This is a genomic window from Pantoea sp. Ap-870 (assembly GCF_011752515.1).
In the GTDB taxonomy this organism is placed as follows: domain Bacteria; phylum Pseudomonadota; class Gammaproteobacteria; order Enterobacterales; family Enterobacteriaceae; genus Pantoea; species Pantoea dispersa.
In genome coordinates, this window is sequence record NZ_VWXG01000001.1 from 89,789 (window position 1) to 115,123 (window position 25,335).

General features: G+C 57.8%; 25 protein-coding genes. 16 read left to right on the forward strand and 9 right to left on the reverse strand.

Annotated features, from left to right (window positions below; all coding sequences use genetic code 11):
* Positions 1-48: 48 nt before the first annotated feature.
* On the reverse strand, positions 49-696 hold the full coding sequence (locus tag F3J41_RS00435) for a CPBP family intramembrane glutamic endopeptidase (protein ID WP_021507241.1): 648 nt from the start codon (positions 694-696) through the stop codon (positions 49-51).
* A gap of 533 nt (positions 697-1,229) precedes the next feature.
* Here F3J41_RS00435 and F3J41_RS00440 point away from each other — a divergent pair.
* Positions 1,230-1,529, forward strand: a complete 300-nt coding sequence (locus F3J41_RS00440) for an I78 family peptidase inhibitor (protein ID WP_166709663.1) — start codon at positions 1,230-1,232, stop codon at positions 1,527-1,529.
* A 250-nt stretch (positions 1,530-1,779) separates the two neighbouring features.
* Positions 1,780-2,097, forward strand: coding sequence for a hypothetical protein (locus tag F3J41_RS00445; protein WP_021507239.1), 318 nt, complete (start codon positions 1,780-1,782; stop codon positions 2,095-2,097).
* Positions 2,098-2,109: 12 nt separating this feature from the next.
* Here F3J41_RS00445 and F3J41_RS00450 read toward each other — a convergent pair whose 3' ends face one another.
* Complete coding sequence (locus F3J41_RS00450; protein WP_021313231.1) at positions 2,110-2,361, reverse strand: biofilm development regulator YmgB/AriR family protein; 252 nt, start codon at positions 2,359-2,361, stop codon at positions 2,110-2,112.
* Between the two features lie 393 nt (positions 2,362-2,754).
* On the opposite strand from F3J41_RS00450, the gene F3J41_RS00455 reads away from it, so the two are divergent.
* Entirely contained in the window at positions 2,755-4,053 is a 1,299-nt protein-coding gene (locus F3J41_RS00455) for a multidrug efflux MFS transporter (RefSeq protein WP_058757990.1), read from the forward strand.
* Here the strand turns inward: F3J41_RS00455 and F3J41_RS00460 are convergent.
* Positions 3,986-7,072, reverse strand: a complete 3,087-nt coding sequence (locus F3J41_RS00460) for a beta-galactosidase (protein ID WP_166709665.1) — start codon at positions 7,070-7,072, stop codon at positions 3,986-3,988. The two genes, F3J41_RS00455 and F3J41_RS00460, sit on opposite strands and share 68 nt — an antisense overlap.
* Before the next feature lie 664 nt (positions 7,073-7,736).
* On the opposite strand from F3J41_RS00460, the gene iraP reads away from it, so the two are divergent.
* The 4 genes from iraP to F3J41_RS00480 all read left to right on the forward strand — a co-directional run bounded on the left by iraP (position 7,737) and on the right by F3J41_RS00480 (position 11,166).
* On the forward strand, positions 7,737-7,991 hold the full coding sequence (gene iraP, locus F3J41_RS00465) for an anti-adapter protein IraP (RefSeq protein ID WP_021507236.1): 255 nt from the start codon (positions 7,737-7,739) through the stop codon (positions 7,989-7,991).
* A gap of 85 nt (positions 7,992-8,076) precedes the next feature.
* The gene (locus tag F3J41_RS00470; protein ID WP_058757988.1) at positions 8,077-8,382 is read left to right on the forward strand and encodes a PsiF family protein; all 306 of its coding nucleotides are present in this window, start codon (positions 8,077-8,079) and stop codon (positions 8,380-8,382) included.
* A gap of 199 nt (positions 8,383-8,581) precedes the next feature.
* Positions 8,582-9,493, forward strand: coding sequence for a lipid A hydroxylase LpxO (lpxO, locus tag F3J41_RS00475; protein WP_021507234.1), 912 nt, complete (start codon positions 8,582-8,584; stop codon positions 9,491-9,493).
* 146 nt (positions 9,494-9,639) lie between these two features.
* The gene (locus F3J41_RS00480) at positions 9,640-11,166 is read left to right on the forward strand and encodes an FAD-dependent oxidoreductase (protein ID WP_166709667.1); all 1,527 of its coding nucleotides are present in this window, start codon (positions 9,640-9,642) and stop codon (positions 11,164-11,166) included.
* A gap of 73 nt (positions 11,167-11,239) precedes the next feature.
* On the opposite strand, the gene proC is transcribed toward F3J41_RS00480, so the two are convergent.
* The gene (gene proC, locus F3J41_RS00485; protein ID WP_021507232.1) at positions 11,240-12,052 is read right to left on the reverse strand and encodes a pyrroline-5-carboxylate reductase; all 813 of its coding nucleotides are present in this window, start codon (positions 12,050-12,052) and stop codon (positions 11,240-11,242) included.
* Positions 12,053-12,196: 144 nt separating this feature from the next.
* Here proC and F3J41_RS00490 point away from each other — a divergent pair, with 144 nt between their 5' ends.
* The gene (locus F3J41_RS00490) at positions 12,197-12,640 is read left to right on the forward strand and encodes a YaiI/YqxD family protein (RefSeq protein ID WP_010616571.1); all 444 of its coding nucleotides are present in this window, start codon (positions 12,197-12,199) and stop codon (positions 12,638-12,640) included.
* Here F3J41_RS00490 and F3J41_RS00495 read toward each other — a convergent pair whose 3' ends face one another.
* Positions 12,641-13,327 carry a DUF2076 domain-containing protein gene (locus F3J41_RS00495; protein ID WP_058775202.1) on the reverse strand — a complete coding sequence of 229 codons (687 nt, stop codon included), beginning with the start codon at positions 13,325-13,327 and terminating at the stop codon, positions 12,641-12,643.
* Between the two features lie 332 nt (positions 13,328-13,659).
* On the opposite strand from F3J41_RS00495, the gene aroL reads away from it, so the two are divergent.
* The 7 genes from aroL to ppnP all read left to right on the forward strand — a co-directional run bounded on the left by aroL (position 13,660) and on the right by ppnP (position 19,292).
* Positions 13,660-14,184 carry a shikimate kinase AroL gene (aroL, locus tag F3J41_RS00500; RefSeq protein WP_021507230.1) on the forward strand — a complete coding sequence of 175 codons (525 nt, stop codon included), beginning with the start codon at positions 13,660-13,662 and terminating at the stop codon, positions 14,182-14,184.
* Between the two features lie 110 nt (positions 14,185-14,294).
* Positions 14,295-14,486, forward strand: a complete 192-nt coding sequence (locus F3J41_RS00505) for a YaiA family protein (RefSeq protein WP_021507229.1) — start codon at positions 14,295-14,297, stop codon at positions 14,484-14,486.
* A 288-nt stretch (positions 14,487-14,774) separates the two neighbouring features.
* The gene (locus tag F3J41_RS00510) at positions 14,775-15,533 is read left to right on the forward strand and encodes an IclR family transcriptional regulator (RefSeq protein WP_058757986.1); all 759 of its coding nucleotides are present in this window, start codon (positions 14,775-14,777) and stop codon (positions 15,531-15,533) included.
* Positions 15,534-15,715: 182 nt separating this feature from the next.
* Entirely contained in the window at positions 15,716-17,275 is a 1,560-nt protein-coding gene (locus F3J41_RS00515; RefSeq protein ID WP_058775204.1) for an OPT/YSL family transporter, read from the forward strand.
* A gap of 15 nt (positions 17,276-17,290) precedes the next feature.
* Positions 17,291-18,223 (forward strand): DUF1177 domain-containing protein, encoded by a 933-nt coding sequence (locus tag F3J41_RS00520; protein WP_166709669.1) that lies wholly within the window; start codon positions 17,291-17,293, stop codon positions 18,221-18,223.
* A gap of 2 nt (positions 18,224-18,225) precedes the next feature.
* Positions 18,226-18,903: an AroM family protein gene (locus F3J41_RS00525; protein WP_166710230.1), complete on the forward strand. Its 678-nt coding sequence runs from the start codon at positions 18,226-18,228 to the stop codon at positions 18,901-18,903.
* Positions 18,904-19,007: 104 nt separating this feature from the next.
* The gene (ppnP, locus tag F3J41_RS00530; RefSeq protein ID WP_010616577.1) at positions 19,008-19,292 is read left to right on the forward strand and encodes a pyrimidine/purine nucleoside phosphorylase; all 285 of its coding nucleotides are present in this window, start codon (positions 19,008-19,010) and stop codon (positions 19,290-19,292) included.
* A gap of 198 nt (positions 19,293-19,490) precedes the next feature.
* On the opposite strand, the gene rdgC is transcribed toward ppnP, so the two are convergent.
* On the reverse strand, positions 19,491-20,402 hold the full coding sequence (gene rdgC, locus F3J41_RS00535) for a recombination-associated protein RdgC (protein ID WP_021507129.1): 912 nt from the start codon (positions 20,400-20,402) through the stop codon (positions 19,491-19,493).
* A gap of 147 nt (positions 20,403-20,549) precedes the next feature.
* Here rdgC and mak point away from each other — a divergent pair, with 147 nt between their 5' ends.
* Entirely contained in the window at positions 20,550-21,461 is a 912-nt protein-coding gene (mak, locus tag F3J41_RS00540) for a fructokinase (RefSeq protein WP_021507130.1), read from the forward strand.
* 49 nt (positions 21,462-21,510) lie between these two features.
* Here mak and F3J41_RS00545 read toward each other — a convergent pair whose 3' ends face one another.
* From F3J41_RS00545 to eat, 3 genes are all read right to left on the reverse strand, one after another.
* The gene (locus F3J41_RS00545) at positions 21,511-22,443 is read right to left on the reverse strand and encodes a LysR family transcriptional regulator (RefSeq protein ID WP_166709671.1); all 933 of its coding nucleotides are present in this window, start codon (positions 22,441-22,443) and stop codon (positions 21,511-21,513) included.
* Positions 22,444-22,579: 136 nt separating this feature from the next.
* Positions 22,580-23,578: an aldo/keto reductase gene (locus tag F3J41_RS00550; RefSeq protein ID WP_166709673.1), complete on the reverse strand. Its 999-nt coding sequence runs from the start codon at positions 23,576-23,578 to the stop codon at positions 22,580-22,582.
* 210 nt (positions 23,579-23,788) lie between these two features.
* The gene (gene eat / locus F3J41_RS00555; protein WP_031279644.1) at positions 23,789-25,153 is read right to left on the reverse strand and encodes an ethanolamine permease; all 1,365 of its coding nucleotides are present in this window, start codon (positions 25,151-25,153) and stop codon (positions 23,789-23,791) included.
* Positions 25,154-25,335 lie beyond the last annotated feature (182 nt).

Genomic DNA, 25,335 nt, shown 5'->3' on the forward strand with positions numbered 1-25,335 from the left:
TGAAAATGCAGGGAAATTAATGGCATCGTTAGCAAACAGTGAGAGGGATCAGGCGTAGAACCAGGCGGGCAGGATGGCGATCAGGTTATTCAGCGTATGCAGAAAAATCGGCAACGCCAGGCTGTTGCTGCGCAGACGCGCGTAGCACAGCAGCAGTGAGAACAGCGTCAGCGCAACGATGGTTTCCCAGTGCACGTACTGCGTGTGTAACGCAGCGAACAGCAGCGAAGTGAGCAACATGCAGGCAAAACGGCTTTTGGGCGCCCACAGCAAAAACGCCTGCAGCAGGAAGCCGCGGAACAGCACCTCTTCAAACACCGGCGCCAGCAACACGGCGGTGAGCAGCAGAATCAGCATTGAGCTGCGTCCCTGCTGGCTCTGTTCAATCAGCCAGCCTTCCGGCTGCAGGAACTGCGTCTGCGCCACCATCAGTACAAACAGCGCGCCGATAAACAGCAGTGCCTGGCCGGGACGCAGAAAGCCCAGGGGAATGTCGCTGCGGCGCTGGCAGTAGAAACGGTACAGGGGATAAATCACGGCAAATTCAAACAGGCACAGCACTGGCACCAGCAAGCCGTTATTGCGCAGCGTCCCGTAATTGGGAAACAGCGTAATCAGCATGGTCACGAGGTAATAAACCACAAAGCTACCCACGTAAAACAGGGTCAACGTAACTTTGTCGGATTGGGTGTCCATAGGCGACTCAGCGGGCAGAGGAAGACGCATAGTAGCAACGGCGATCGGTGCTGTCGAGGTGCGTTTGCGGAGATTTTCGCCGGTTCAGATACGCCACAATCGCGGCGCTAACCGACCGTCTCATCGCAGGCGATGCGCGGCATGGTAGCTTGCGCTTTCATCGCTGACGAGCAGGCGGAGAGGGAACCGAATCACTTATCTGGCGCGGAGGATGCCGCTGGCACCGTTTGGTGCACAACGGCAGAGAGAAAATTAACGAGGCTTAACGCACCCGGACGGCCACGAAGGTCATCACGATGGCGAAGCCGATAAAAATAGCCAGTTCCATCATTATCTCCTCAGAAAAGTCTTAGATAATTGTAGCGTCTGCGCGGGTGATTTTTAGACACAGCGTGCGATTAATCCGAAAATGTGAGCAGAAAATCGCGCCTTTTGTCACGCAATGCGACCAGTCTGCTGGAAAAATTTTCGCATCGGCGGCACGCTTTGTTACTCTCAGGAACCGCTTGTTCATTATCCAGGAGGAGAAAATTGTGAACCATTATGAAAAAGCGCTGCTGCTCACGGCGATGCTCGCCTTAACGGCCTGTCAGTCAGCCAGTAAAACTGACAGCAGTCACGCCGTCAGCCACGATCCGGAAACCGACCAGTGCGGTGCCTCGCAGTATCAGAACTACCTCGGTCAGCCGCTGAGCGCGCTTGATACCCAGCGCTTTGCCGTACCGGTGCGCGCGATTCCGTGGAACGGTGCCGCCACCATGGACTTCAATCTGCGCCGCCTGAATTTCCTCGGCGATCAGAACGGGAAAATTTCCCGGGTTTACTGCGGGTAACACCAAACGGACACGGCATTGTCATCGGGCTGTCACGGCGGCGGGCGAGGATAGCTGCGCATTACGGAGATTTCCTCGTCACTCTCGAATATGCAATGCTCGTCTTGTTTCTTCCCGCTACGGCGGGAATTTTTTTCGCTATAACCTGCCTGCTGCGCCATATTGCCCCCGCCATAGCGCGCGATGAATCGCGGCTCTGCGACGCCTGGCGTACAGGCAGCAATAACAGACTGACCTTACAGGAGTGACGATGAAATACCTGACCCGAACGCTGTGTTTGACGCTGCTACTCAGCCCGCTGGCGCAGGCCTCAAGCGAGGCGGCATGGCAGCAACACGATAAAAACCTGCAGCAGGCGTGTGTGCAGGCCAGCGGTCTGAAAGCGGTGAAAGTGGTGGGCAAGCCGATCATGTACGACGACAGCGTTGGCTACGATGCGCTGTTGCTCGAAGGCCGCTATCCGCAAAAGCACATGAAAAATCAGCTGGGGCGGGAACTGTGCCTGTATCAGCGTCAGAGCGGTAAAGCAGTGGTCAGCGAAGCCGACCAGCTGCGGGTGGTGAAATAATCTCCGGGGCCGCTATTTTTGCGGCCCTGCTTCTAACAGCTGCGCCAGCAGGTTGCGGTAACTCTGCAGGCGCTGTTCATCGCCTTCCACTTCCAGCCGGGTAATCACGCGGGCAATTACCGCTTTATTGGTGGCGGGCTGGCCATCATCCATCAGCTCGCGCATGATGGCGGCCAGCAAATCGCTCTCGTGCGGCGCGTGCCAGGCGGGGCTGTTGAAATAGTCGGTAATCGCCCGACTGGCGCTGTCATGGTGCGTTCTCATAGCCGACCTCCGCAGAGACAACGAAGCCTGCCACCCACGACGGGCAGCAACTGAAAACCTGAATTAAGCATGCGGACTGTCCAGGACGGGCAGCGCCTCGCCAGTGATAACTGGTGATTTTTTAAACATAGATGCGGTGTGGAATATTGTCAGTAACGAATCGTCATATTTTTTCACGTTTGCCGTCTTTCGCGATGCGCTTATCGGGCCTTATGCCAGGTAACCGCACATAAAGACACTACAAAAGTGAGGCATCGCCCTATTTGCTGTGAGCAGAATCACGCCCGGCAGCGAAAAACTGCGTTTTCATCCTCATGCCATGTTTTGCCGTCCGGTAATGTTACGAGGTTGTTAGACTGAACCCTCGTTTCATTTTTTCTGACATCTGCGCTCATGCTACGCTCCATCGAATCCTGGAAGATCAATCTGATATCCGTCTGGTTTGGCTGCTTTTTTACCGGCCTGGCCATTAGTCAGATCATTCCTTTCCTGCCGCTTTACGTGGAAGAGCTGGGTATCCGTGGCGGCAACGCACTCAGTATCTGGTCAGGCCTGACCTTCAGTGTCACCTTTATTGTTTCTGCCGCCGTGGCGCCGCTGTGGGGCAGCCTTGCCGATCGCAAAGGACGCAAGCTGATGCTGCTGCGCGCTTCGTTTGGCATGGGCGCGGTGATTCTGCTGCAGGCGTTTGTCACTCAGGCGTGGCAGCTGTTGCTGCTGCGCGCGCTGATGGGACTGACGTCCGGTTATATTCCCAACGCCATGGCGCTGGTGGCCGCGCAGGTGCCGCGTGAGCGCAGCGGCTGGGCGCTGAGCTGCGTGTCGACCGGACAAATTGGCGGCGTGATCCTCGGGCCGATGATTGGCGGTCTGCTGGCTGACTGGCTGGGCCTGCGCATGGTGTTTATCGTTACCGCGGTACTGCTGATGGTCAGCTTTCTGGTGACGCTGTTTCTGATTAAGGAGACCGGCTACACGCCGGTGAGCAAGCAGGACAAACTGAGCGGGCGTGAGGTGATGCGCAGCCTCGATAATCCACGCCTGATGTTCTGCCTGTTCGTCACCACCATGGTGATTCAGATGTGTAACGGCTCGGTGAATCCTATCCTGACGCTGTTCGTGCGTGAGCTGGCGCCGGATGCGCAGAATATCGCGTTTCTCAGTGGTGTGATTGCCGCGCTGCCCGGCGTGTCGGCACTCATCGCCGCACCGCGTCTCGGCAAACTCGGCGATCGCATCGGTACCCAGCGTATTTTGCTGGCGACCATGATCGCCTCGCTGCTGCTGCTGATTGCCATGTCGTTTGTCACCAGCGCCACGCAGCTGGGCGTCCTGCGCTTTCTGCTCGGCTTTGCCGATGGCGCGATGATGCCGGCGGTGCAAACCCTGCTGGTGCGTCATTCACGCGATAACGTCACCGGCCGTATTTTTGGTTATAACCAGTCGTTCATGTACCTCGGTAACGTCGCCGGACCGCTGCTGGGTGCAGCGGTCTCTGCCGCCACCGGTTACCGCTGGGTATTCTTCGCTACCGCGGTCGTCGTCCTGCTCAATGTGCTGTTGCTGCAGCGCTTCTATCGCCGGCCAAAAACCGAGCTGAAACCCCTTAGCCCGGCGGCCGCCGCTAAACCGGCTGACGCAGCGTCAGCGCATAGTGCCAGCGCCGCTGAGAAAGCAAAAACTCCGGGCTGACGCTCGGGCTCCACGAATCGTCGCCGCCGACGCCCATATGGAAGCCGTCGAGATGCAGCCAGCAGCCGGGTTCGTCCTGCAGCAAATGGCGGTGCGAGGTGGCGCGCAGCTGCTCAAGGCTGTGGCGGCTGAGCGAGAAGGCAAAGTCGCCGCTGATCTGCCAGCTGCCGCTATCCAGCTGGCGCGTGCCGCAGCGCAAGCCATTCTCACCCGGAAAGACGTAGCCGGTGCTGAGCGCCGCCAGCGGCAGCTGCCAGCGTGAAAACTGCGCCGCCAGCTGGCGATCCGGATAGTTTTCATGAGGCCCCAGTCCCAGCCAGCTCACCTGGTGCGGGACCTGAGCCAGCTGGCAGCGCAGGCCGATGCGCGCGGGCGGCGGCAGACCGGCGGCCTGTTGTACATCGACGCTGATAGTCAGTTCGCCATCGCCACTGATGCCATAACGCTTATGGCTGGTAAACAGATGCTGACCCTCACCCAGTACGCGATGCCAGGTTTCAATCTGCACGCCGTGCTGCAGGCTGTCGACCTGCATCGCCAGCAGCTCTGTTTGCAGCCGATCATAGCCCGCGCGTTTCCAGCGCTCGACCCAGGCGTTAGGGTCGATATTGGCAGCTTCGCTGGTGCCGATATCATTATCGATCGGTGCGCGAATAAAGCACTCCTCCAGCGGTGTCAGCATGGTTTCACGATCGTTCACCCACCACTGCAGCAGCGCGCCGCTGCGGCGACAGAAGTGCCAGCGCTGCGTGGGCAGCACCACCGACACCAGATTGTGATTGGTTTCCAGCTGGGGCGCGCAGGCGCTGAGCGGCGGCAACGTAACCGGCAGTGCGGCCGGCAGCGCCCACTGATCCCAGGCCACGCGATGATCCGCCTCAGACCAGGGCGTGGCGGCGATCTGATGCACCGCGAGGTTGAGCCACGCTTCACCCTGCAGCGCTTCAGGCGCGGGCACGGTAAAGGTGTGGCTGCCTTCGGCATCGAGATCCAGCACCCATTCACCGCGCGCGAGGGTTACACCGTCCTGCTCAATCCACCAGCGCAGCCGTTCGTTGTCGCTGCGGCGGAATAAATATTCGCTGGTGACGGTCACGCGATACGCATCGCCGGGATCGCGCGTAAACCGGAAAAACTGCTGGGCGCGCTGTGCTTCAAACAGCGCCGGATGCGGCGTGCGATCGGCAAACACCAGCCCGTTCATGCAGAACTGGCGATCGTTGGGCGTGTCACCGAAATCGCCGCCGTACGCCTGCCACGGCTGGCCGTGTTCGTCATAGCGCGTCAGGCTTTGATCGACCCAGTCCCAGACGAAGCCACCCTGCAGCCGCGGAAACTGGCGAAATGCCTGCCAGTATTTGGCAAAGCCACCAAAGCTGTTTCCCATCGCATGGGCGTATTCACACAGGATCAGCGGACGCGCTTCATCCGGCAGGCTGATCCATTTTTTCAGTGACCACTTCGGCACCGCCGGGAAGGGCTGGTCCTGATCGACGCGCGCATACATCGGGCACAGAATATCGGTGGCCGCCGTGTTGGCACCGCCGCCTTCATACTGTACCGGGCGCGTGCTATCGCTGCTTTTCACCCAGCGGTACAGCGCATCGTGCGTGCTGCCGTGGCCGGACTCATTGCCCAGCGACCAGATGATGATGCAGGCATGATTACGATCGCGCTGCACCATGCGCGTTACGCGTTCGCTATAGGCGGCAAACCAGCGCGGGTCGTCGGAGAGGCGGTTCATCGGCTGCATGCCGTGCGTTTCGATATTGGCTTCGTCAACCACGTACAGGCCGTACTCATCGCACAGCCGATACCACAGCGGATGGTTAGGATAGTGAGCGCAGCGCACCGCGTTAAAGTTGTGGCGCTTCATCAGTTCAATGTCCTGACGCATGCTGGCTTCATCCACCACCTGACCGCGTTCGGGATGATGCTCATGACGATTAACGCCGCGTATCAGCAGCGGCTTACCGTTGAGGCACAGCTGGCCGTGCTCAATGCTGACGCGACGGAAACCCACATCATAAGCTTCGGCTTCAATCACCTCGCCGGCATCATCAAGCAGCGTGACTACCGCGCGGTAGAGATGAGGCGTTTCGGCGCTCCACAACAGCGGTTGCAGCACCTGCAACACCAGCAGGGTACGTTCCGGATAGTGGCCACGTTCATCAATGATGGCGCTGCCCGGCGGCTGTTGGTGTTGTGCGATGCAGTCACCGTTGCGCCATAGCGTGACGCGTACCCGACACTGACTGAGCGAGCGCGCGCCGGCATGGATTTTGACACTCACCCGTAAATCGCCGCGCAGATATTCCGGGCTGAGTGCGGTTTCGATCTGCACATCGCTCAGGCGGGTGTCCGGTTTGTGCAGCAGCGTCACGTCGCGGAAAATGCCGCTCATGCGCCACATATCCTGATCTTCCAGATAGCTGCCGTCGCTCCAGCGCAGCACCATGACCGCCAGACGGTTGTTTCCCGGCTGCAGCGCGTGGCTGAGATCAAATTCGGCGGGTAAGCGGCTATCCTGCGAATAGCCCATCCACTGTCCGTTGCACCACAAATGAAAGGCCGAGCTGACACCATCGAAGATGATGCGCGTCTGCCCCTGGCTTAACCAGCCGTCATCAACTTTAAATGTGAGCGAATAACATCCGGTGGGGTTCTCGCGTGGCACCAGAGGGGGATTGACCGGAATGGGATACTGCACGTTGGTATAAATGGGCGCGTCGTAACCGTGCAACTGCCAGTTGGCAGGCACCGGCAGCGTTGCGGCGTCCGGTAAGTCCTGTAGCAGCCAGCTGTGCGGCACCGCTTCCGGCGCGGTAAAATAGCTGAAGGCCCACTGACCATTCAGCCGCTGCTGCGCAGGTGAGGGATGGCCATCGCGCGCGCTGACTTCATCGCGCCAGCTGGCAAAGGGTGGATGCGCGTCCAGGCGATGCAGGCTGGTGATAACCGGGTTTTCCCAGTCACGGCGCGCCAGCACTTCACTCAGAGAAACAGCGGCTAAGGTCATAGTGAGATCTCATTAATTGTATTGCGCTCACATTGCGTGAAATGGCGTTAGCTGTAAAGACGCAGCGCGCAATTTTGTTACTGCGCGCACAGCGAGCAGTATTGACGTTTGCGGCACAGCGTTGGCTGTAACTTAAGCTGGTGTATTGCGCGGTCTGTGAGGCTTTTTTAGCGGTTTCTTGCCACTAAAACGTTAAGCGTGGTGAGCAGGCATGAATAGCGCCGGGTTGCGGAGCATTCTGTATTGTCGTGTTAACCGCCGCTTCATACACTCAGCGCAATTTCAGCAACCTGAGGTCAATATGATCCGTATCGTTAAGCTCGCTGCCGTTGTGGCGCTGGTGTCCGCGTTAAGCGGTTGTCTTTTTCCGCCGCCGGGCGGCGGCGGAGGAGGAGGTTGGGGTGGTCCTGGCGGTGGCGGTCCCGGCCATGGGTATCAGGGGCCGCGTTAATTTAGCGCCAGCGCATAATTAATGCAGCGATGCGAAACGTTTTATCTGCGGCGTATTTTGTCAGTGAAACGTTTCGCCGTTATATATTGAATTTCAGCCACTTTTTTTTACGCTTCGGCTAACCATTATTTTTCCTCTGGCCGGCAAAAATTCTTGTTGTTTTAATCCTGCCAATGCTAATTTTTGTTTTCCCATTCTGACAGAGTCCATCGCATGAAAAACCTGATTGCGGAACTCCTGCTTAAGCTGGCAGAAAAAGAAGAAGAGTCTAAAGAATTAGTGGTCCAGGTTGAGGCGCTGGAAATCGTGCTCACCGCCATGCTGCGCAGACTGGATGCCGCCCAGGTTAGCGACATCGCGGCGGGTATTGATCGCGCGATGCCGCCCGCCGCTTCCGTGCAGGAAAATCCGGACGCGCTGATGCTGCGCAATTACGTCGAAAAGTTACTCAACCACCCGCGCGAATAATCCCGCCGTACGCGCATAGATTTTTTTCCGCTTTGCTTATTCCGTGCCATGCTTAACAGGCAATAATCACACGGAGAAACCGGCAATGAAATCGTGTCTTGTGGCAATAATGGCAGCAGGCCTGCTGCTGGCTGGCGGTGCGGGCGCGGCGGAGAAAACCGCGCAGCAGGAAAAAATGACGCTGTGTAATCAGCATGCAGGCGCGCAAAATCTGAAAGGCGATGCGCGTAAAAGCTTTATGAGCGAATGCCTGAAGAAAGACAGCAAAATGGGCAATATGACGCCGCAGCAGATGAAAATGAAAAGCTGTAATAGCGAAGCAGGAGAGAAAAAACTCAGCGGCGATGCGCGTAAAACCTTTATGAGCAGCTGTCTGAAGAAGAGTGCTTAAACCTCTGGCGGCCTGCGGGCCGCTTTTTGGTGTCCGCACTCGCAGGGTTAACGCGCGAGGTATTTTTTCTGTCATAAACGGCACGCGTTGCCAAAACTTTACAAAATCCTTACATAAAATTCCATTTCTCCCCATCCAGTCTCTCTGACGCTTAACCGTGGCCAGAGCGGCTTTACGTGCAACATAAGGAACCTGTTGTATGGTCGCTGCGATCATTATTGGTGTATTTATTATTAGTGTGCTTTACGCCCACTCACGCGGCGTGGAAAAGCAAAAGTTTTCCCGTCAGTTATTTGATCACTCCACTTTTATGGCGCCGATCAATATGTTTATGACCGGGCTGTCGCGACTGCCGGCTAAACAGCCCTATTTTCCGGTTGAGGATTTTCCTGAGCTGCGTCAGCTGACCGATAACTGGCAGGTGATTCGCGATGAAGCTATTCGCCTGCAGGATCACATTAAAGCGGCGCAGACGCATAACGATGCCGGATTTAATACTTTCTTCAAGCGTGGCTGGAAGCGCTTCTATTTAAAATGGTATAGCGATGCGCATCCGTCAGCGCGCGAACTCTGTCCGGTAACCACCGAACTGGTGAGCAACATTCCCGGCGTTAAAGCGGCCATGTTTGCTGAACTGCCGCCGGGCAGCCATCTGGGCAAACACCGCGATCCTTATGCCGGTTCGGTGCGCTATCACCTCGGGCTGCAAACGCCCAACGACGATCGCTGCTTTATTGAAGTGGATCGTCAGCGCCACAGCTGGCGCGACGGTCAGGCGGTGATCTTCGACGAAACTTACGTGCACTGGGCGCAGAATGAAAGCGAGCAGACGCGTATCATTCTGTTTTGCGATATCGAGCGGCCAATGAAATGGCGCTGGGCACAGGCGGTCAATCACTGGGTGGGCTCGACGTTAATGTCAGCAGCGGCATCGCCCAACGACGAAAACGATCGTACCGGCTTCCTCAACCGCATCTTCAAATACGTTTATGCGCTGCGCGATGCCGGTCAGAACCTGAAGAAACGCAATCGCCGGTTGTATTACTGGGTCAAACATGGACTGATTGTGGCGATTTTCGCGCTAATCATCGTGCCCAGCGTGTTCTTCTGATCCTTTCGTGCCGCTTAAAACGGCGGTTTAACAGTCAGTTAACCGCCGTTTCGCTTTGTTTCTCCTGCTAAATCCTCACGCTTTGCCACACTTACTCTTTGTAAGGAATTGTCGTATCAGACGAATAACCCCGAAGGAGGCGAACCGTGAGCTATCAATCTGTCGTGGAACTCAAGGCGCTGGCGCAGCGTAAACCCACTAAAGTGACCGTCGGCGAAACGGATATGGTGCTGATTCGCGACGGCGACCGCGTGCAGGCGCTGCAGGCAAAATGTCCGCACGCGGGCGCGCCGCTGGAGCAGGGCGCAGTGTGCGGCGACAAACTGGTGTGTCCGTGGCATAAGGCGGTATTTGAGCTGCGCGATGGCAAAATGTGCGAGCCGCTGGCGCTGGCCAATCTCAAACGCTATCCGGTGCGCATTGAACAGGGGCAGGTGCTGATCAATCCGCAGGCGATGTCGCCGGCCAGTGCGCCGGTAGCTCAGGGTGAAGCGCCGGTGTGCGTGATTCTCGGCTCTGGCGCGGCGGGCAGTGCTGCGATCTGGACGCTGCGCGATGAAGGCTTTAGCGGCCGTATTGTGCGTATCGAGCGTGAAAGCGACGCACCTTACGATCGCACCACGCTGAGTAAATTTGTCCCTTCCGGCAAGATGGCCATCGATGAGGTACCAAAGCTGCTGAAACAGGATGTGCTGGGCCCGGTGGTGTGGCTGCAGGGGGAGGTGGTGCAGCTGAAGGCGCAGGAGCAGACGCTGGTGCTGAAAGACGGGCAGCAGGTGAAGTTTGACCAGTTGCTGATCGCGACCGGCGGCGTGCCGCAGCCGCTTGATATCCCGGGCAAGGATCTGGATGGCGTGCACCTGCTGCGTTCACTGCGCCAGGCCGACACGCTGATTTCGCAGGTGGATGAGGCGCAGCAGCTGGTGATTATCGGCAACAGTTTTATCGGTATGGAAGTGGCCGGTGCGCTGCGTAACCGCGACATAGATGTCACGGTGGTGGCGCGTCATCTGCTGCCGTTTGCCAGCCAGTTCGGCGAAGAGATTGGCCGTCATTTTTATGAGCTGCACCGCAGCAACGGCGTGAAATTTGTCGAGGGTGAACCGGAAGCGCTGACCGGCGAAGGCGCAGTGAGTGGCGTGCGGCTCAAAGGTGGCAAAACCGTGCCAGCCAGCCAGGTGCTGTTTGCCACCGGCATTGTGCCGGCCACCCATTTTATTCACGACCTGCCCTTACAGAAGGATGGCAGCCTGCTGGCCGACAGTCAGCTGCGGGTCAGTGAAAACATCTGGGTCGCGGGGGATATTGCCAGCTATCTCACGCCGCGCGGCGTGCAGCGCATTGAGCACTATCGTGTGGCGCATCAGCAGGGGCGCATTGCCGCGCTGAATATGCTGGGCAAACGCATCATGTACGATCGCGTGCCGTTCTTCTGGACTGCGCATTATGGCACCCGCTATGAGTATCTGGGGCATGCAGAGGAGTGGGATGATTATCGCCTGCTGGGATCGCTGCAGGACAAACGCTTCATCGCTTTTTACTGCCAGCAGGGCATGATTGCGGCAGTGTGTTCAGCTGGCATGTATACGCTCACCGCCGCGCTGGTGCACGAGATGCAGCAGCCAATAACGCTGGAACAAGGCCTGGCGCTGTTTGAAGCGTATCAGGGCTGATCCTGAAGCCAGCACCCAACAGTCCCCTCTCCCGCAAGCGGGAGAGGGTTAGGGTGAGGGAAAACCCGCACCATCACTGCTTACTCAGCGCCTCGGACTTCGCCATGCACTGCTGCATCGCGCCCATCACCGCAGCGCGGAAGCCTTTCTCTTCCAGCACTTTTACCGCTTCAATGGTGGTGCCGCCCGGTGAGCACACCATATCTTTCAGTTCGCCGGGATGTTTGCCGGTCTCCAGCACCATCTGGGCGGAACCTTTTACCGCCTGCGCCGCAAACTGGTAAGCCTGCGCCCGCGGCATGCCGCCCAGCACGGCGGCATCAGCCATCGCTTCGATAAACATAAACACGTAAGCCGGTGCCGAGCCGCTGACACCCACCACGGCATGAATCAGATACTCGTTCACCACCGCCGCTTTGCCGAAGCTCTCAAAAATGGTCACCACCTCGTCCACCTCCTGCGGTTCCACCAGCACGTTCGGCGTAATAGAGGTCATGCCTTCATTGACCAGCGACGGCGTATTCGGCATCACGCGGATGATTTTACGATCGTGACCGAGCACCGCCGCCAGCGAATCCAGCGTCACACCTGCGGCAATCGACACCACCAGCGCATCTTTCTTCAGCTGGCCGGCCAGATCCTTGAGCACTTTGAGAATCACGTTGGGTTTCACCGCGCCAAACAGAATGTCCACTTCACGTGCCAGACTCTCGACGCTTTCCGCCGCCGTCACGCCATACTGCTGCGCCATCGCCTGGTTGGTGTCGGGTTTTCGATCGTGCACCCAGATATTGGCCGGGGCGATCTGCCCGCTGTTCACCAGGCCGCTGATGATGGCTTTCGCCATATTGCCGCAGCCGACAAACCCGATTTTCTTCTCCAGCATCGCTTTATCCTTTACGTGGTTCGGTTTTCTCAGTGGGTTAGCTTACGTCAGCGGCAGTGAATAACAAGTCGCGCACAAATAACATTTGCCATTCGCGGTCAGCGCGGCAAGATCGCAGGCATTGCCCGTTAATAAGGATTAAACATGTCGATTTGGGTGGATGCCGATGCGTGTCCCAATGTCATCAAAGAGGTGCTGTATCGCGCCGCTGAGCGCACCAAAGTCACCGTGACCTTCGTCGCTAACCAGCCGCTGCGCGTACCGCCGTCGCCGTTTCTGAAAACGCTGCAGGTGGCTGCCGGCTTTGATGTGGCCGATAACGAGATTGTGAAACGCGTGCAACCCGGCGAGCTGGTGATTACCGGCGATATTCCGCTGGCAGCAGAAGTGCTGGAGAAAGGGGCGGCAGCGCTGAATCCGCGCGGCGAGCGCTACAGCAGCGATACCATTCGCCAGCGCCTGACCATGCGTGATTTTATGGAAACGATGCGCGCCAGCGGCATTCAGAGCGGCGGCCCGTCGGCATTAAGCCCACGAGACCGCCAGCAGTTTGCTAACGAACTGGATAAATGGTTACGTCAGCGTTAATCAGACGAAGCTGTCGTCGTCGTCAAAATCACCGCCGCTGCCGAAATCGTTGAAATCATTGTTATCGGCAAAGCTGTTGTTGTCCCAGCCTGAATTGTCATTCAGGAAGGCATTGTTGCTGTCATTGCCGTTGAAGGTGTCCAGATTATCATCCACCTGCGGCAGCGCCGGTTCGTTGATGATATTGACGATCTCTTCCGGCTGCGAGTGGTGGAACAGGCTGGTGAGCATGTCCGCCATCACCACACCGCCGGCCACGCCGACAGCCGTTTGCAGTGCGCCACCCAGGAAACCGGTACCGCGCGCCGGTGCAGCATACTGCTGCTGAGGCGGTGCGGCATATTGTGGCTGTTGCGGTGCGCTGTTCCATGCCGGCTGTTGCGGCTGCGCCGGGCGCGAACCGCCGCCAAACAGGCTCGACAGGAAACCGCCGCTGCTTTGCTGCGGGGCCTGCTGCTGCGCCTGCGCCAGACGGCTCTCCAGCTCCGATACCTGCGCGTTGAGCTTTTTCATCGCCGCTTCCTGAATCAGGATCGCCTGCGCCATGTAGTAGGGCGCACCGGGCTGGCTCTGTAAATGCTGATTGATTAACTGTTCGGCACCGGCATCACGCGGGCCGCTCTGGCTTTCTGCCTGTTTCAGACGGCTGAACAGGCTTTCAATAAGTTGTTGTTCCTGGCTCTGCATGGTGAACCTCCGGTTAGGCATAGCGTGTTGTTCTTCAGGCGACCAACAGGACGTCCGTTGCCTGAACTATAAAGCGTATATGCGGGCTGCGTGACAGAAAGTAAATCAGCGGCCTGGTAAGCAAATGTTGCCCCGCGCTTACAAATCGCCTGATGCACGAAATGCGCATCGTTTTCCCGTTAAAAATCAAAACAATGGCATTAGCTATCGCTGAAATACGCGTAATTCGTGCTTCGCGGCTGGCTGATAAAATAAAATCCAGGTATCATGCGACGCATTATTGACCTGATGACGTTGCCCGCGCGGCAGACTACGGCGGAGGATGAGCCCGGATGTCATTACCCATCTATCTGATCGGCGCACGCGGTTGCGGTAAAACCACCATTGGCCAGGCGCTGTCGCAAGCGCTGGGCTATGCCTTTCGTGACACCGACCACCACCTGCAGCTCACCACACAGCGTAGCGTGGCAGAGATTGTGGCAACGGAAGGCTGGGACAGCTTTCGCGCGCGTGAAAGTGAATCGCTGCGGGCGGTTACCGCACCTGCCAGCGTAATCGCCACCGGCGGCGGCATGGTGCTGGCTGATGTCAATCGCCACTTCATGCGCGAGCATGGCCAGGTCATCTGGCTCAACGCGCCCTCGGGCGTGCTGGCCGATCGGCTGGAGCGTCAGCCAGAAGCGGCACAGCGTCCGACCCTGACCGGCCGGCCTATCGCGGAAGAGATGGAAGATATCCTGCGTGAACGCGCGCAGCTCTATCGTCAGGCTGCGCACCATGAAGTCAACGCGATGCAGGCACCGGAGCAGGTGGTGGAACATATTCTGCAATCGCTGTCTCTCGCCCGCGCCAGCTAACTGCCTAAGAATTCTCCCTCTTTTTTACAGCGATCCTCGATTGTCTATACTCAATAGCAGGCAGAGGATCACCGCTGTCTGTGTGGAAACCTGACATAAGAGGGAAAACGATGCCAACCAGACCACCCTATCCGCGAGAAGCGCGCATTGTTGCCGTTGAAAAAGGGCAGGCGGGCAATACCGTCACCTGGTATGAATTACGGGCTGACCATCCACGTCCGGATACCTTAATTAGCGAACATAAATCGGAAGCGGAAGCGCAGGATGCCAAAGACCGCTATGAAGATGTGGAAAAAGAATAATCCCGGTGGGCAGGGATGCCCGCTTTAGCGTAATTACGTCCGGTCGCTAAATAGATTTTTTATTTTCCCTGATGCGCTAATTACGGCGATAAAATCTGCCGTCTTTTCTGTTTAATCGCTCTCCTGCCTGATAACGTCTTTTTATTTTGCCTTTAGCCCTTATTTTCTGCTGCCTTAAATAGCCTGCGTTTTGTCCGGTGCAAAATTTGCGCTTGACCGATAAACCGTCGCGTTTTACTTTCGGGTTATCGATACAGGAACTCAGTTCCATATAGTGAAACCAGCGCCATGACCACACTCGAAAATGCCGCCGCCGTGCTTAAGCTGTTTCAGCGCTTTGGCGTGGCGCAGGGCCATCCCGGCCTGACCTTTACCGAGGTGGTGGAGGCGCTGGGGCTGCCGAAAAGTACCGTGTCGCGCCTGCTGGCGACCATGGAAAGCGAAGGTTTACTGGAGCGCGATCCCGACAGCCGCTGTTTTCAGATTGGCCGCGTGCTGTTGTCCGTTGCCGGGCATTATCTTTCGACACCGCTGATTGACAGCGCATCGGCGCCGATGGCGCGCCTGGCGGCCAGCAGCGGCTGCATGGGCTATATCTCGGTGCTGGACGGTGACGATGTGCTGGTGATGCGCATGTACCACGGTCGCTTCTTTACCCAGCTGGTGACGCCGCCTGGTACACGGGTGTCGGTTACCGGCACGTCGACCGGCCGCGTGCTGTTAGCGCAGCTGAGTGATGACGAGGTGCGCGCGCGCTTCAGCGATAACTGGCAAACCGCGTCGATCAATTCACCGCTGAATATCGATGCGCTGTGCAAAGAGCTGGCGCTGATTCGTCAGCAGGGCTGGGCACTGGCCCGCAATGAAACGCTGCCTGGCATTAGCTCGCTTGCCGTAGCGGTAACCAATAAACACCGCGGTGAAAGTGCCGCATTGTGTCTCTCATTTCTTTCGCAGGAAGCGGCCCCGGGTTATCCGGAAGCGCTGCTCAGCGAATTGCGCGCAACGGCTGCACTGATGGCCGAAAAATACGGCGCAGCGTCCTGAATAAAACAGGACAACCCTAATTTGATTTCAAGGCGTAATACTTCGCGCCACACCGGGGAAATAGCAGGTCTTCGGACCTGCTTATTTCAATAATCAGGGAACGATGAATAAAACGTTGAGGTTCCGCGTGTCGGGCACAATGTCATTGCGCGTTTTCTACAGGGTGAAAATACGGGGATAATATGCGTCTGGATAATCCAATAAAAAATATTGGCGTGGGCCTGATGCTGGTTCTGCTGTCAGTTGCAGGGGCCATCATTGGGGTACAGCTGATCACAACTATTGGGGTAACGCCCAATACTTCTATTATCGGCGCGCTATTTGCCATGCTGCTGGCGCGCATTCCACTGCAGTGGTTTCGCCGCTACCGTTCGGTTGAAGTGCAAAACCTTGCACAGACCGCCATCTCTTCCGCCACCTTCGGCGCTGCCAACAGCCTGCTGATGCCGATTGCCGTGCCGTGGGCGCTGGGTGAGCCGCAGCTGGTGCTGCCGCTGTTTGTCGGCGTCAGCGCGGCAATGCTGCTGGATGCGTGGCTGCTGTATCGTCTGTTCGACACGCGCGTGTTCCCGGCCAGCAATGCATGGCCACCGGGCGTGGCGGCGGCAGAAGCGATCAAAGCCGGTGATAAGGGCGGTCGGCAGGCGTGGCTGCTGGTGGCTGGAATCGTGGGCGGCGTCGCGGGTTCGATGCTGAAAATCCCGATGTCCGCCTTTGGTACGGCATTCATTGGCAATATCTGGGCGCTGACCATGCTCGGCATCGGCTTCCTGCTGCGTGCCTATGCGCAACCGGTTGCCGGTATCGATATTAACGCGCTGTACATTCCGCACGGCGTCATGGTCGGAGCCGGTCTGGTGGCGCTGATTCAGGTGGTGCAGGTGATTCGCAGTCGCCGTCACGACAACCTCAACGTTAGCCGCAGCGACACCGAAGTTAAACGCGCGCTCGGCCTGGGGACTGTCGGCTATATCGTGATCTCGGCACTGCTGGCGCTGGGCGGCGGCCTATGGAGCGAAATGGGCCTGCCGATGCTGCTGCTGTTTATTATCTACGCGGCCTTTGCCGCCTTTGTGCATGAGCTGATTGTCGGCATCGCCGCCATGCACTCGGGCTGGTTCCCGGCCTTCGCGGTAGCGCTGATCACCCTGATCCTCGGCATTCTGCTCGGTTTCCCGCCGCTGGCGCTGTGCCTGCTGTGCGGCTTCACCGCGGCCACCGGTCCGGCCTTTGCTGATATGGGCTATGACCTGAAGGCCGGCTTTATTCTGCGCGGTAACGGGGCCGATGTGCAGCAGGAGCTGTGGGGCCGCCGCATCCAGCTGATCGCCGCGATGATCGCTTTCGTCATCGCAATCCCGGTGGTGTGGTATGCGCATAACCTGTTCTTTGTCGATAATCTGCTGCCGCCGGTGGCGCGCGTTTACGCCAAAACCATTCAGGCCGGCGCGGAGCCGGGCATTGCCGGTAGCCTGCTGATGTGGGCGATTCCGGGAGCGATTATTCAGCTGATCGGCGGGCCTAAGCGCCAGCTCGGCGTGCTGTTAGCCACCGGTCTGTTAATCAACAACGCCGCCGCAGGCTGGGCGGTGCTGGTCGGGATTGCGTTACGTGTCCTGATCCTGCGCGTGTGGGGCGAGCGTGGACGTTCACCGATGGAGGTGATGGCCGCTGGATTCATTGCGGGCGACGCGCTGTACAGCTTCTTCCACTCACTTTTTGCCAGTAGCAGTAAGAAATAATCCAGGGATTTAGCGATGAGTTTACAGCAGACACTACAGGTTTTTGAGTTACTCGACAGCGCCTGCGTGGATGGCCAGCAGGTGGTCGATCTGTTCGCCGCCTATCCTGGCGTGCAAGCCAGCTTTAAGCGCGTCAGCGGGCCAAAAGGGCGCACCGATTTTGTGCGCATCGACATTCCGGGCGCCCAGGGCAAAAGCCGGGGCGGCAGCGCGCCGACGCTGGGGATCATTGGCCGTCTCGGCGGCATCGGTGCGCGCCCGACGCGCATCGGCATGGTGTCCGACGCCGACGGTGCGGTTGCTGCGGTGAGCAGCGCGCTGAAGCTGGCACAGATGCAGACCAAAGGCGACGTGCTGGCCGGCGACGTGATCGTAACCACGCATATTTGTCCGGATGCGCCGACCCGGCCGCACGAGCCGGTGGACTTCATGGATTCGCCGTGCGACGACATCACCATGAATGACAACGAAGTGGTTGAAGGCGTCGACGCGATTCTCTCTATCGATACCACTAAAGGAAACCGCATCCTCAACCATAAGGGCTATGCGCTATCACCCACGGTGAAAGAGGGCTACATCCTGCGCGTGTCGGAAGATCTGCTGCGCATTATGGAGATGACCAGCGGTCAGCCTGCGGTGACGTTCCCGATCACCACGCAGGACATCACCCCTTACGGCAACGGCGTGTATCACCTCAACAGCATCCTGCAACCGTCCACCGCCACCGATGTGCCAGTAGTGGGCGTCGCGATTTGTGCGCAATCCGTGGTGCCTGGCTGCGGCACCGGCGCCAGCCATGAAGTGGACATCGCGGCGACCGTGCGCTTTGCGGTGGAAGTGGCCAAAGAGTTTGGCCGTGAGACCTGCCAGTTTTATGACCCGCAGGAGTACGCGCTGCTGCTATCTTTGTATGGTAGCCTCAGCCACCTGCGCAGCCGGAAAGCCTGATGATGAAACCGTCGCTTGTAACCTTAACCATTGGCCAGTCACCGCGTAGCGATATTTTGCCGCTGCTGCAGGAGCATTTGCCCGCCGACGCCGTCGCGCATGCCGGTCTGCTGGATGGCCTGACGCTGGCTGAAGTGGAGCAGTTATACGCTCCCGCGCCGGGCGATAAAGTGCTGGTTTCGCGCATGAGCAGCGGCGAACAGGTACGGCTGGCGGCGGCCACCGTCGAACAGGGACTGCAGCGTAAAATTACCGCGCTGGAGCAGCAGGGTTACGACACCATTCTGCTGCTGTGTACCGGTGAGTTCGGCACGCTAAAAACCATGTCGGCGCTGCTGCTGGAGCCGGATCGCATCATTCCGCCGCTGGTCAGCGCCATCGTACAGGCGCACAAAATCGGCATCGTGGTGCCGGTTGAGGAGCAGATCGCTGAGCAGGCCAGCAAATGGCGTAACCTGCAAAGCTCGCCCTGTTTTGCCGTCGCCAGCCCGTACCTGGCGCAGCAGAGCGAACTGATGGAAGCCGGACTGACCCTGCAGGAGCAGGGCGCTGATGTGGTGGTGCTCGACTGTATCGGTTATCACCAGAAACACCGCGATTTCCTGCAGAACATGCTGGGCATTCCGGTGCTGCTGTCGAATGTGCTGGTGGCGAAACTGGCGGCTGAACTGATCGTCTGATCGAGGCCGATCACAACTTGCGACGGGCGGCGCTAATTCGCGTGACAGATCAGCGAGTTCCCTTGTAATCTGCCGGTAACCCTAATGTGCTGTGAGGAAGTAACATGCTCAACGTAAGTGAGTATTTCGACGGAAAAGTGAAATCCATTGGTTTCGACAGCGTGACCATTGGCCGGGCCAGCGTTGGCGTGATGGCGGAAGGCGAATACACCTTTGGTACCGGCCAGCCGGAAGAGATGACGGTAGTGAGCGGCGCGCTGAAAGTGCTGCTGCCGGGTGAAGCCGAGTGGAAATGGTACGAAGCCGGATCGGTATTTAACGTGCCGGGCCACAGCGAATTCCACCTGCAGGTGGCGGAGCCAACGTCTTATCTGTGCCGCTATCTTTAAGCGTTAAAGCAGCATCCATTATCAACCGGTAAAGCCTGTGCGGCGTTACCGGTTTTTTTTATGCGCCAGCATGAGGTGTGTGGGCTGCGGTCAGCATAAATGCTGACCCTACAGGTATGAATCAGCATATTTGCAGGGGCGCCATTCATGGCGACCGTTAAACACACCCGTACTATCCTTCCAGCTTGCGATGTCCGCTTAACGCTGCGCTTCGCCGCCTAACGCTTCCACCAGATTGCTGATCAATGCCGCCAGCTCGCTGGTCATCAGAATGAAATCGGCATCAAAACGCTGGGCGAAATCATCGCGATCAATATCGTCATTCTGCTCGCGCAGCGTGTCGCTGAACTTCAGACGCTTCACCGAGGCATCATCGGCGATCACCAGCTGAATACGCTCCTGCCAGTCGAGCGCCAGTTTGGTGACCACTTTACCGGCTTCGATGTGGGTGGCGATCTCGTCGGAAACCAGATCCTGTTTTTTACAGCGGATCACGCCGCCATCTTCCAGTATCGCCTTCAGCTCAGCCTCGTCCATCAGGGTGAAACCCGCCGGCAATTCACCGGAGCGCACCCATTCGGTCAGCGTCAACTCGATCGGATTTTCCAGCGTCAGCGGCACCACCGGCAGCGAGCCGAGGCTCTTACGCAGCAGCGCCAGCGTATCTTCCGCTTTCTTCGCGCTGGCGCAGTCGACGATGATCAGATTATTGACGGTGTCGATCCACATAAAGGTCTGACTGAAACGGCTGAAGGCGCGCGGCAGCAGGCTGTGCAGCACTTCATCTTTCAGCGAATCCTTTTCGGTCTTTTTCAGCTTGCGGCTCTGTTCCGCTTCCAGCTTCTCAATTTTGGCTTCCAGCGCCTGCTTCACCACCGGCGACGGCAGAATTTTCTGCTCGGTGCGGGCGCAGATCACTATCTGACCGTTAATCACATGCGTCAGCGCTTCGCTGCGGTTTCCCATCGGCGAGACCCAGCCGGTTTTGGCCATGTCCTGGCTGCCGCACGGCGTGAAGGTGAAGGCGTCGAGCTGTTTTTCCAGATCGTCTGCGGACAGCGGGATGTCCCGATTCAGACGATAAACCATCATATTTTTAAACCACAACATCAGGATTCCTTACCGTGGGTGCGATCGGGCGCACAAGTCTAAAACAGTCAGCGCGCATGATAGCGAAACATCGGAGTGGTTTCATTGCCTTTCCCGATTCAGCCTTCTACTGTATCTGTCACCTGAACGAATAATGAGGAATAAATCGTGCGTATCGGTATTGATTTAGGCGGCACCAAAATTGAAGTGATTGCGCTGTCTGACCAGGGCGAGGAGCTGTTCCGCCACCGCGTGAATACCCCGCGTGACGACTATGCGGCCACGGTGCAGGCGATTGTCGATTTAGTCCTGCTGGCGGAAGCGCAGACCGGGCAGCAGGGGACGGTCGGCATCGGCATTCCCGGCACGATTTCTCCTTATACCCAGCGGGTAAAAAATGCTAACTCGACGTGGCTCAACGGCCAGCCGCTGGACAAAGATTTGGCGCGTGCGCTGAATCGTGACGTGCGCATCGCCAACGACGCGAATTGCCTGGCGGTTTCCGAAGCGGTCGATGGCGCAGGCGCAGGCCAGCCGCTGGTGTTCGCGGTGATTATTGGCACCGGTTCCGGCGCAGGCGTGGCCATCAACGGAGAATCACGCATTGGCGGTAACGGTAACGCAGGCGAGTGGGGGCACAATCCGCTGCCGTGGATGGATGAAGACGAACTGCGCTATCGCGCGGAAGTGCCGTGCTACTGCGGGCTGCAGGGCTGTATTGAGACGTTTGTCTCCGGCACCGGCTTCGCCATTGATTATCAGCGTCTCAGCGGACAGGCGCTGAAGGGCGCGGAGATCATCCGGCTGATCGAACAGCAGGATCCGGTAGCCGAGCTGGCGATGAGCCGTTATGAAACGCGGCTGGCCAAATCGCTGGCGCAGGTGGTTAACCTGCTCGATCCGGATGTGATCGTGCTCGGCGGCGGCATGAGCAACAACGATCGGCTGTACCAGACGGTGCCGACGCTGATGAAACAGTGGGTGTTCGGCCGCGAGTGCGAAACGCCGGTGCTGAAAGCGGTGCACGGTGACTCCAGCGGCGTGCGCGGTGCCGCCTGGCTGTGGCCGGTGAAAGGGTAGCGTAACGACGCTTTATGCGTGCTTAACCCCTCTTCCAGCGGAAGAGGGGTCAGTTTTGGCTTAACTGGCCGGCGTGACACACGATATCGTGCGCATGCAGCACGGCCGGCCGGTTTTCATTCAGTCGGATGGCGGCATAAATATCGATATGCAGTTTTTGCGCTTCATCGTCAGCCAGTGCGCGATAACACAACCCTTCCTGATGAAAGGTACATTTTGACTGCGGCATCAGGGCAAAGCCTTTTCCTCGGGCAATGTGTGTCAGCATAACCAGTGAATCATCGGGCTCTTTAACTCTTTTAAGCGGGGTGTGGAGCTGTGAAAACAAGCGTTCACATTTATCGTAGAATGACGGATTTGCGCTTCTGGCAAACCAGAACAGCGGTAAATCACCGATAGCTTCCAGCGAGACTTTTTCTTTCAGGCTGGCCGGATGTCTGGCCGGCATTGCTACCAGCAACGGCTCACGACCGATCCACTGGTACTGCACGGTATCTTCGTGGCCGGTTGCCCTTTCGCCCGTCAGTACCAGGTCCAGGCGGTTTTTTGCCAGACACTGCAGCAACTGCGCAGACGTCAGATCGGGCGTTTCCACATCGTCGGCGGCGTCCAGTTTCAGCAGTTGCTGGTGAATGGGCGCAATCAGTGCAAAATTCAGCGTGCGGGTGAGGCCGATACGCAGGCGCTTTTCTGAAGAAAGCGGGCCTGGCTTGAGTTCATTCAGCGCCTGAAGGATCTTCTCCGCTTTGATTACCAGCGCCCGGCCAGCGTCCGTCAGACTGACGTCATGGGTGCTGCGGCTAAACAACGGCTGCTCCAGCACGGCTTCAAGGCGCTTAATCTGTCGGGTTAGCGGAGGCTGAGTCATTCTGAGCCGTTCGGCGGCCCGGCGAAAGTTCAGCTCGTGCGCAACCGCAAGAAAGCATTGCAGCTGTTTCACGCTGGGGAGATGGTTGCTGATAAGGTGCTCTGCCGTCGCCATAGAGTCCATCCGGGTAATCAAAGACGTTATTCTACCCCGCGAAAGATCAGCAGGATATGGGGTAATCGGTCTGGTCGCGCAGCAGGCTGGCGGCGCGACGTCAGAAAAAATAACCGGGCGTTACCCGGTTATGGCTTCAGGCATTAATGCTTTTCATCCCTTCCTGAGAATAGCGCTCGCCCCTGATCTCAATGTGCTGATGAATAGCGTTCAGTAAGGCGATATCTGCCTGCTCCAGCACGATATCGGCGGCCTGCGCATTTTCTGCCAGATAGCGGGGCTGTTTCGTTCCCGGAATGGGGATCAGCTTGTCGTATTGCGCCAGTAGCCAGGCCAGCGCAATCTGCCCTGGCGTGCAGCTGTACTTTTCAGCAAGCGGGTGCACCGCGTCAAGAAGCTGGGCGTTATGGTCGAGGCTGGATTGACTAAAGCGCGCATTATTTTTGCGGAAATCACCCTCGGCGAAGTCGCTGTTATGACGATACTTTCCGGTCAGAAACCCTCTGCCCAGCGGAGAGTAGGGAACTAAACCTATACCCAGCTCTTTCACCACCGGCAGAATCTCAGCTTCGATATCGCGCGTCCACAGTGAATATTCGGTTTGCAGGGCGGCGATCGGGTGGACGGCATGGGCCCGGCGCAGGGTTGAAGCAGAAACTTCACACAGGCCAATGTGGTTGATCTTACCCGCTTTAACGAGGCGGCTCAGGCATTCCATGCTCTCTTCAATCGGCGTAGCCTGGCTCACGCGGTGAAGATAGAACAGATCGATGCGCTCAACGCCAAGCCTTTTAAGCGATTCATTACAGCAGCGGGTGATGTAGTCAGGTTGGTTGTTAATCGTCCGGGCATAAGCCTGGTCCGCAGGGCGATCGATACCGCACTTGGTGGCAATGTTAAACTGCTCACGCGTGGTGTTATCCAGACCGGCAAGAAAGTGGCCAATCAGCCGCTCATTATGGCCCCGCCCGTACATATCCGCGGTGTCGATAAACGTAATATTCAGGTCGATAAGCGCGTGTAACAGCTGCAGTGAAGCGGTGTCGTCTGTCTGGCCATAAAATTCGCTCAGTCCCATGGCACCATAGCCGATCGAACTGACAGTCAGGGTTTGCGATAAATGTCGGGTGTGCATAGTGGCTCCTTTTGCGGGTTTTTTTGATTGTTGCACCCCGATTACGCGTAATGAATTGTCATTTTCGTCATGCAAAAAAGGTATCACAGCAGCAAGACCGGAGCGGTGCTGTGGTGGGATGGATTTATCGCGTGGGGCAGAAAGAGACGGGTACACAAAGGGCTCTGTGTACCCGTCTCCGTTGCCTGAAGGGCAGGGGCAATGCGTTTGTTACTCGCCGACCAGCATGGAGTCCTGCGGTGCGCGCTCGCGCTGAGCTTTGGTGGCGAGGAAGTAAAGGTAGCCGAGCACCATAATCGCCACAAACAATCCGCCGATTACCGGGTTAAACCACAGCATCGCCACCAGACACACCAGCGACAGCACCAGTGCGATGCCCGGTACCAGCGGATAGCCCGGCGCACGGAAGCTGCGCTCCAGATCCGGTGCGCTGCGGCGCAGCTTAAACAGGCTCAGCATACTCATCAGGTACATCACGATTGCGCCGAACACCGCCATGGTGATCATCGCCGCCGTCAGCGTCATGCCCTGCAGGTTGATCAGTCCGTCGCTGTAAATGGCGGCGATACCGATGGCGCCGCCGGCGATGATGGCGCGGTGCGGCGTCTGGAAGCGCGACAGCTTCGCCAGGCTGGGCGGCAGATAGCCCGCGCGCGCCAGGGCAAAGAACTGACGCGAGTAGCCAAGGATGATGCCGTGGAAGCTGGCGACCAGGCCAAACAGGCCGATCCACACCAGCATATGCATCCAGTTAGAGTGCTCGCCGACGATCATCTTCATCGCCTGCGGCAGCGGATCGTTGATGTCCGACAGCTTGCGCCAGTCGCCCGCGCCGCCGGCCAGCAGCATCACGCCAATCGCCAGCACCACCAGGGTAAGAATGCCGCTGATGTAGGCTTTCGGGATGGTGCGCTTCGGATCTTTGGCTTCTTCGGCCGCCATGGCCGCGCCTTCAATGGCGAGGAAAAACCAGATAGCGAACGGGATGGCGGCAAAGATGCCGGACAGCGCTGGCATGCCAAAATGATCGCTGCCAGCCCAGCCGTTGGCGGCGAAGTTAGCGACGCTGAAACCCGGCGATACCACGCCCATGAACACCAGCAACTCCAGCACTGCCAGCACCGTCACCACCAGTTCGAACATCGCGGCCAGCTTCACGCCGAGAATATTCAGTGCCATAAACAATAAATAAGCCCCGACTGCCGCCGTTTTGGGGTTGAGATCGGGATACTGCACGTTGAGGTAGGCGCCAATCGCCATGGCGATGGCCGGCGGGGCGAACACGAACTCAATCAGCGTCGCCAGACCGGCAATCAGACCACCGGTTTCGCCAAATGCCCGACGGCTGTAAGCGAACGGCCCGCCAGCGTGCGGAATCGCCGTGGTCAGTTCGGTAAAGCTAAAAATAAAGCAGGTATAAAGTGTGGCGATCAGCGCGGTGGTGATCAGGAATCCCAGCGTCCCGGCCACGCCCCAGCCATAGCTCCAGCCGAAATACTCACCGGAAATCACCAGTCCAACCGCAATACCCCATAAATGCAGGGTGCCCAGCGTGGGTTTTAGTTTGCCTGTCATCTTCATCTCCCCGTCATGCTTGTTGTGCGGCGTTGGCACCGCGCTATTGTGGGTTTGCGCTACAGTGAAGGGATAATGCCGCTGCCCGGGACGGGAAAACTTGACGCCGGCGCAGTGAGTTTTGTCCTCTGCGGTCAACTCGCTGCCAGAAAAAGCGCTGGCTGTACGCTGCGGTCAACTTT

Bases quoted from the DNA above. Each gene is read 5' to 3' on its own strand.
- F3J41_RS00435 (WP_021507241.1), bottom strand. From the start codon at position 696: ATGGACACCCAATCCGACAAAGTTACGTTGACCCTGTTTTACGTGGGT.
- F3J41_RS00445 (WP_021507239.1), top strand. From the start codon at position 1,780: ATGAAATACCTGACCCGAACGCTGTGTTTGACGCTGCTACTCAGCCCG.
- F3J41_RS00450 (WP_021313231.1), bottom strand. From the start codon at position 2,361: ATGAGAACGCACCATGACAGCGCCAGTCGGGCGATTACCGACTATTTC.
- F3J41_RS00455 (WP_058757990.1), top strand. From the start codon at position 2,755: ATGCTACGCTCCATCGAATCCTGGAAGATCAATCTGATATCCGTCTGG.
- F3J41_RS00460 (WP_166709665.1), bottom strand. From the start codon at position 7,072: ATGACCTTAGCCGCTGTTTCTCTGAGTGAAGTGCTGGCGCGCCGTGAC.
- iraP (WP_021507236.1), top strand. From the start codon at position 7,737: ATGAAAAACCTGATTGCGGAACTCCTGCTTAAGCTGGCAGAAAAAGAA.
- F3J41_RS00470 (WP_058757988.1), top strand. From the start codon at position 8,077: ATGAAATCGTGTCTTGTGGCAATAATGGCAGCAGGCCTGCTGCTGGCT.
- lpxO (WP_021507234.1), top strand. From the start codon at position 8,582: ATGGTCGCTGCGATCATTATTGGTGTATTTATTATTAGTGTGCTTTAC.
- proC (WP_021507232.1), bottom strand. From the start codon at position 12,052: ATGCTGGAGAAGAAAATCGGGTTTGTCGGCTGCGGCAATATGGCGAAA.
- F3J41_RS00490 (WP_010616571.1), top strand. From the start codon at position 12,197: ATGTCGATTTGGGTGGATGCCGATGCGTGTCCCAATGTCATCAAAGAG.
- F3J41_RS00495 (WP_058775202.1), bottom strand. From the start codon at position 13,327: ATGCAGAGCCAGGAACAACAACTTATTGAAAGCCTGTTCAGCCGTCTG.
- aroL (WP_021507230.1), top strand. From the start codon at position 13,660: ATGTCATTACCCATCTATCTGATCGGCGCACGCGGTTGCGGTAAAACC.
- F3J41_RS00505 (WP_021507229.1), top strand. From the start codon at position 14,295: ATGCCAACCAGACCACCCTATCCGCGAGAAGCGCGCATTGTTGCCGTT.
- F3J41_RS00510 (WP_058757986.1), top strand. From the start codon at position 14,775: ATGACCACACTCGAAAATGCCGCCGCCGTGCTTAAGCTGTTTCAGCGC.
- F3J41_RS00515 (WP_058775204.1), top strand. From the start codon at position 15,716: ATGCGTCTGGATAATCCAATAAAAAATATTGGCGTGGGCCTGATGCTG.
- F3J41_RS00520 (WP_166709669.1), top strand. From the start codon at position 17,291: ATGAGTTTACAGCAGACACTACAGGTTTTTGAGTTACTCGACAGCGCC.
- F3J41_RS00525 (WP_166710230.1), top strand. From the start codon at position 18,226: ATGAAACCGTCGCTTGTAACCTTAACCATTGGCCAGTCACCGCGTAGC.
- ppnP (WP_010616577.1), top strand. From the start codon at position 19,008: ATGCTCAACGTAAGTGAGTATTTCGACGGAAAAGTGAAATCCATTGGT.
- rdgC (WP_021507129.1), bottom strand. From the start codon at position 20,402: ATGTTGTGGTTTAAAAATATGATGGTTTATCGTCTGAATCGGGACATC.
- F3J41_RS00545 (WP_166709671.1), bottom strand. From the start codon at position 22,443: ATGGCGACGGCAGAGCACCTTATCAGCAACCATCTCCCCAGCGTGAAA.
- F3J41_RS00550 (WP_166709673.1), bottom strand. From the start codon at position 23,578: ATGCACACCCGACATTTATCGCAAACCCTGACTGTCAGTTCGATCGGC.
- eat (WP_031279644.1), bottom strand. From the start codon at position 25,153: ATGACAGGCAAACTAAAACCCACGCTGGGCACCCTGCATTTATGGGGT.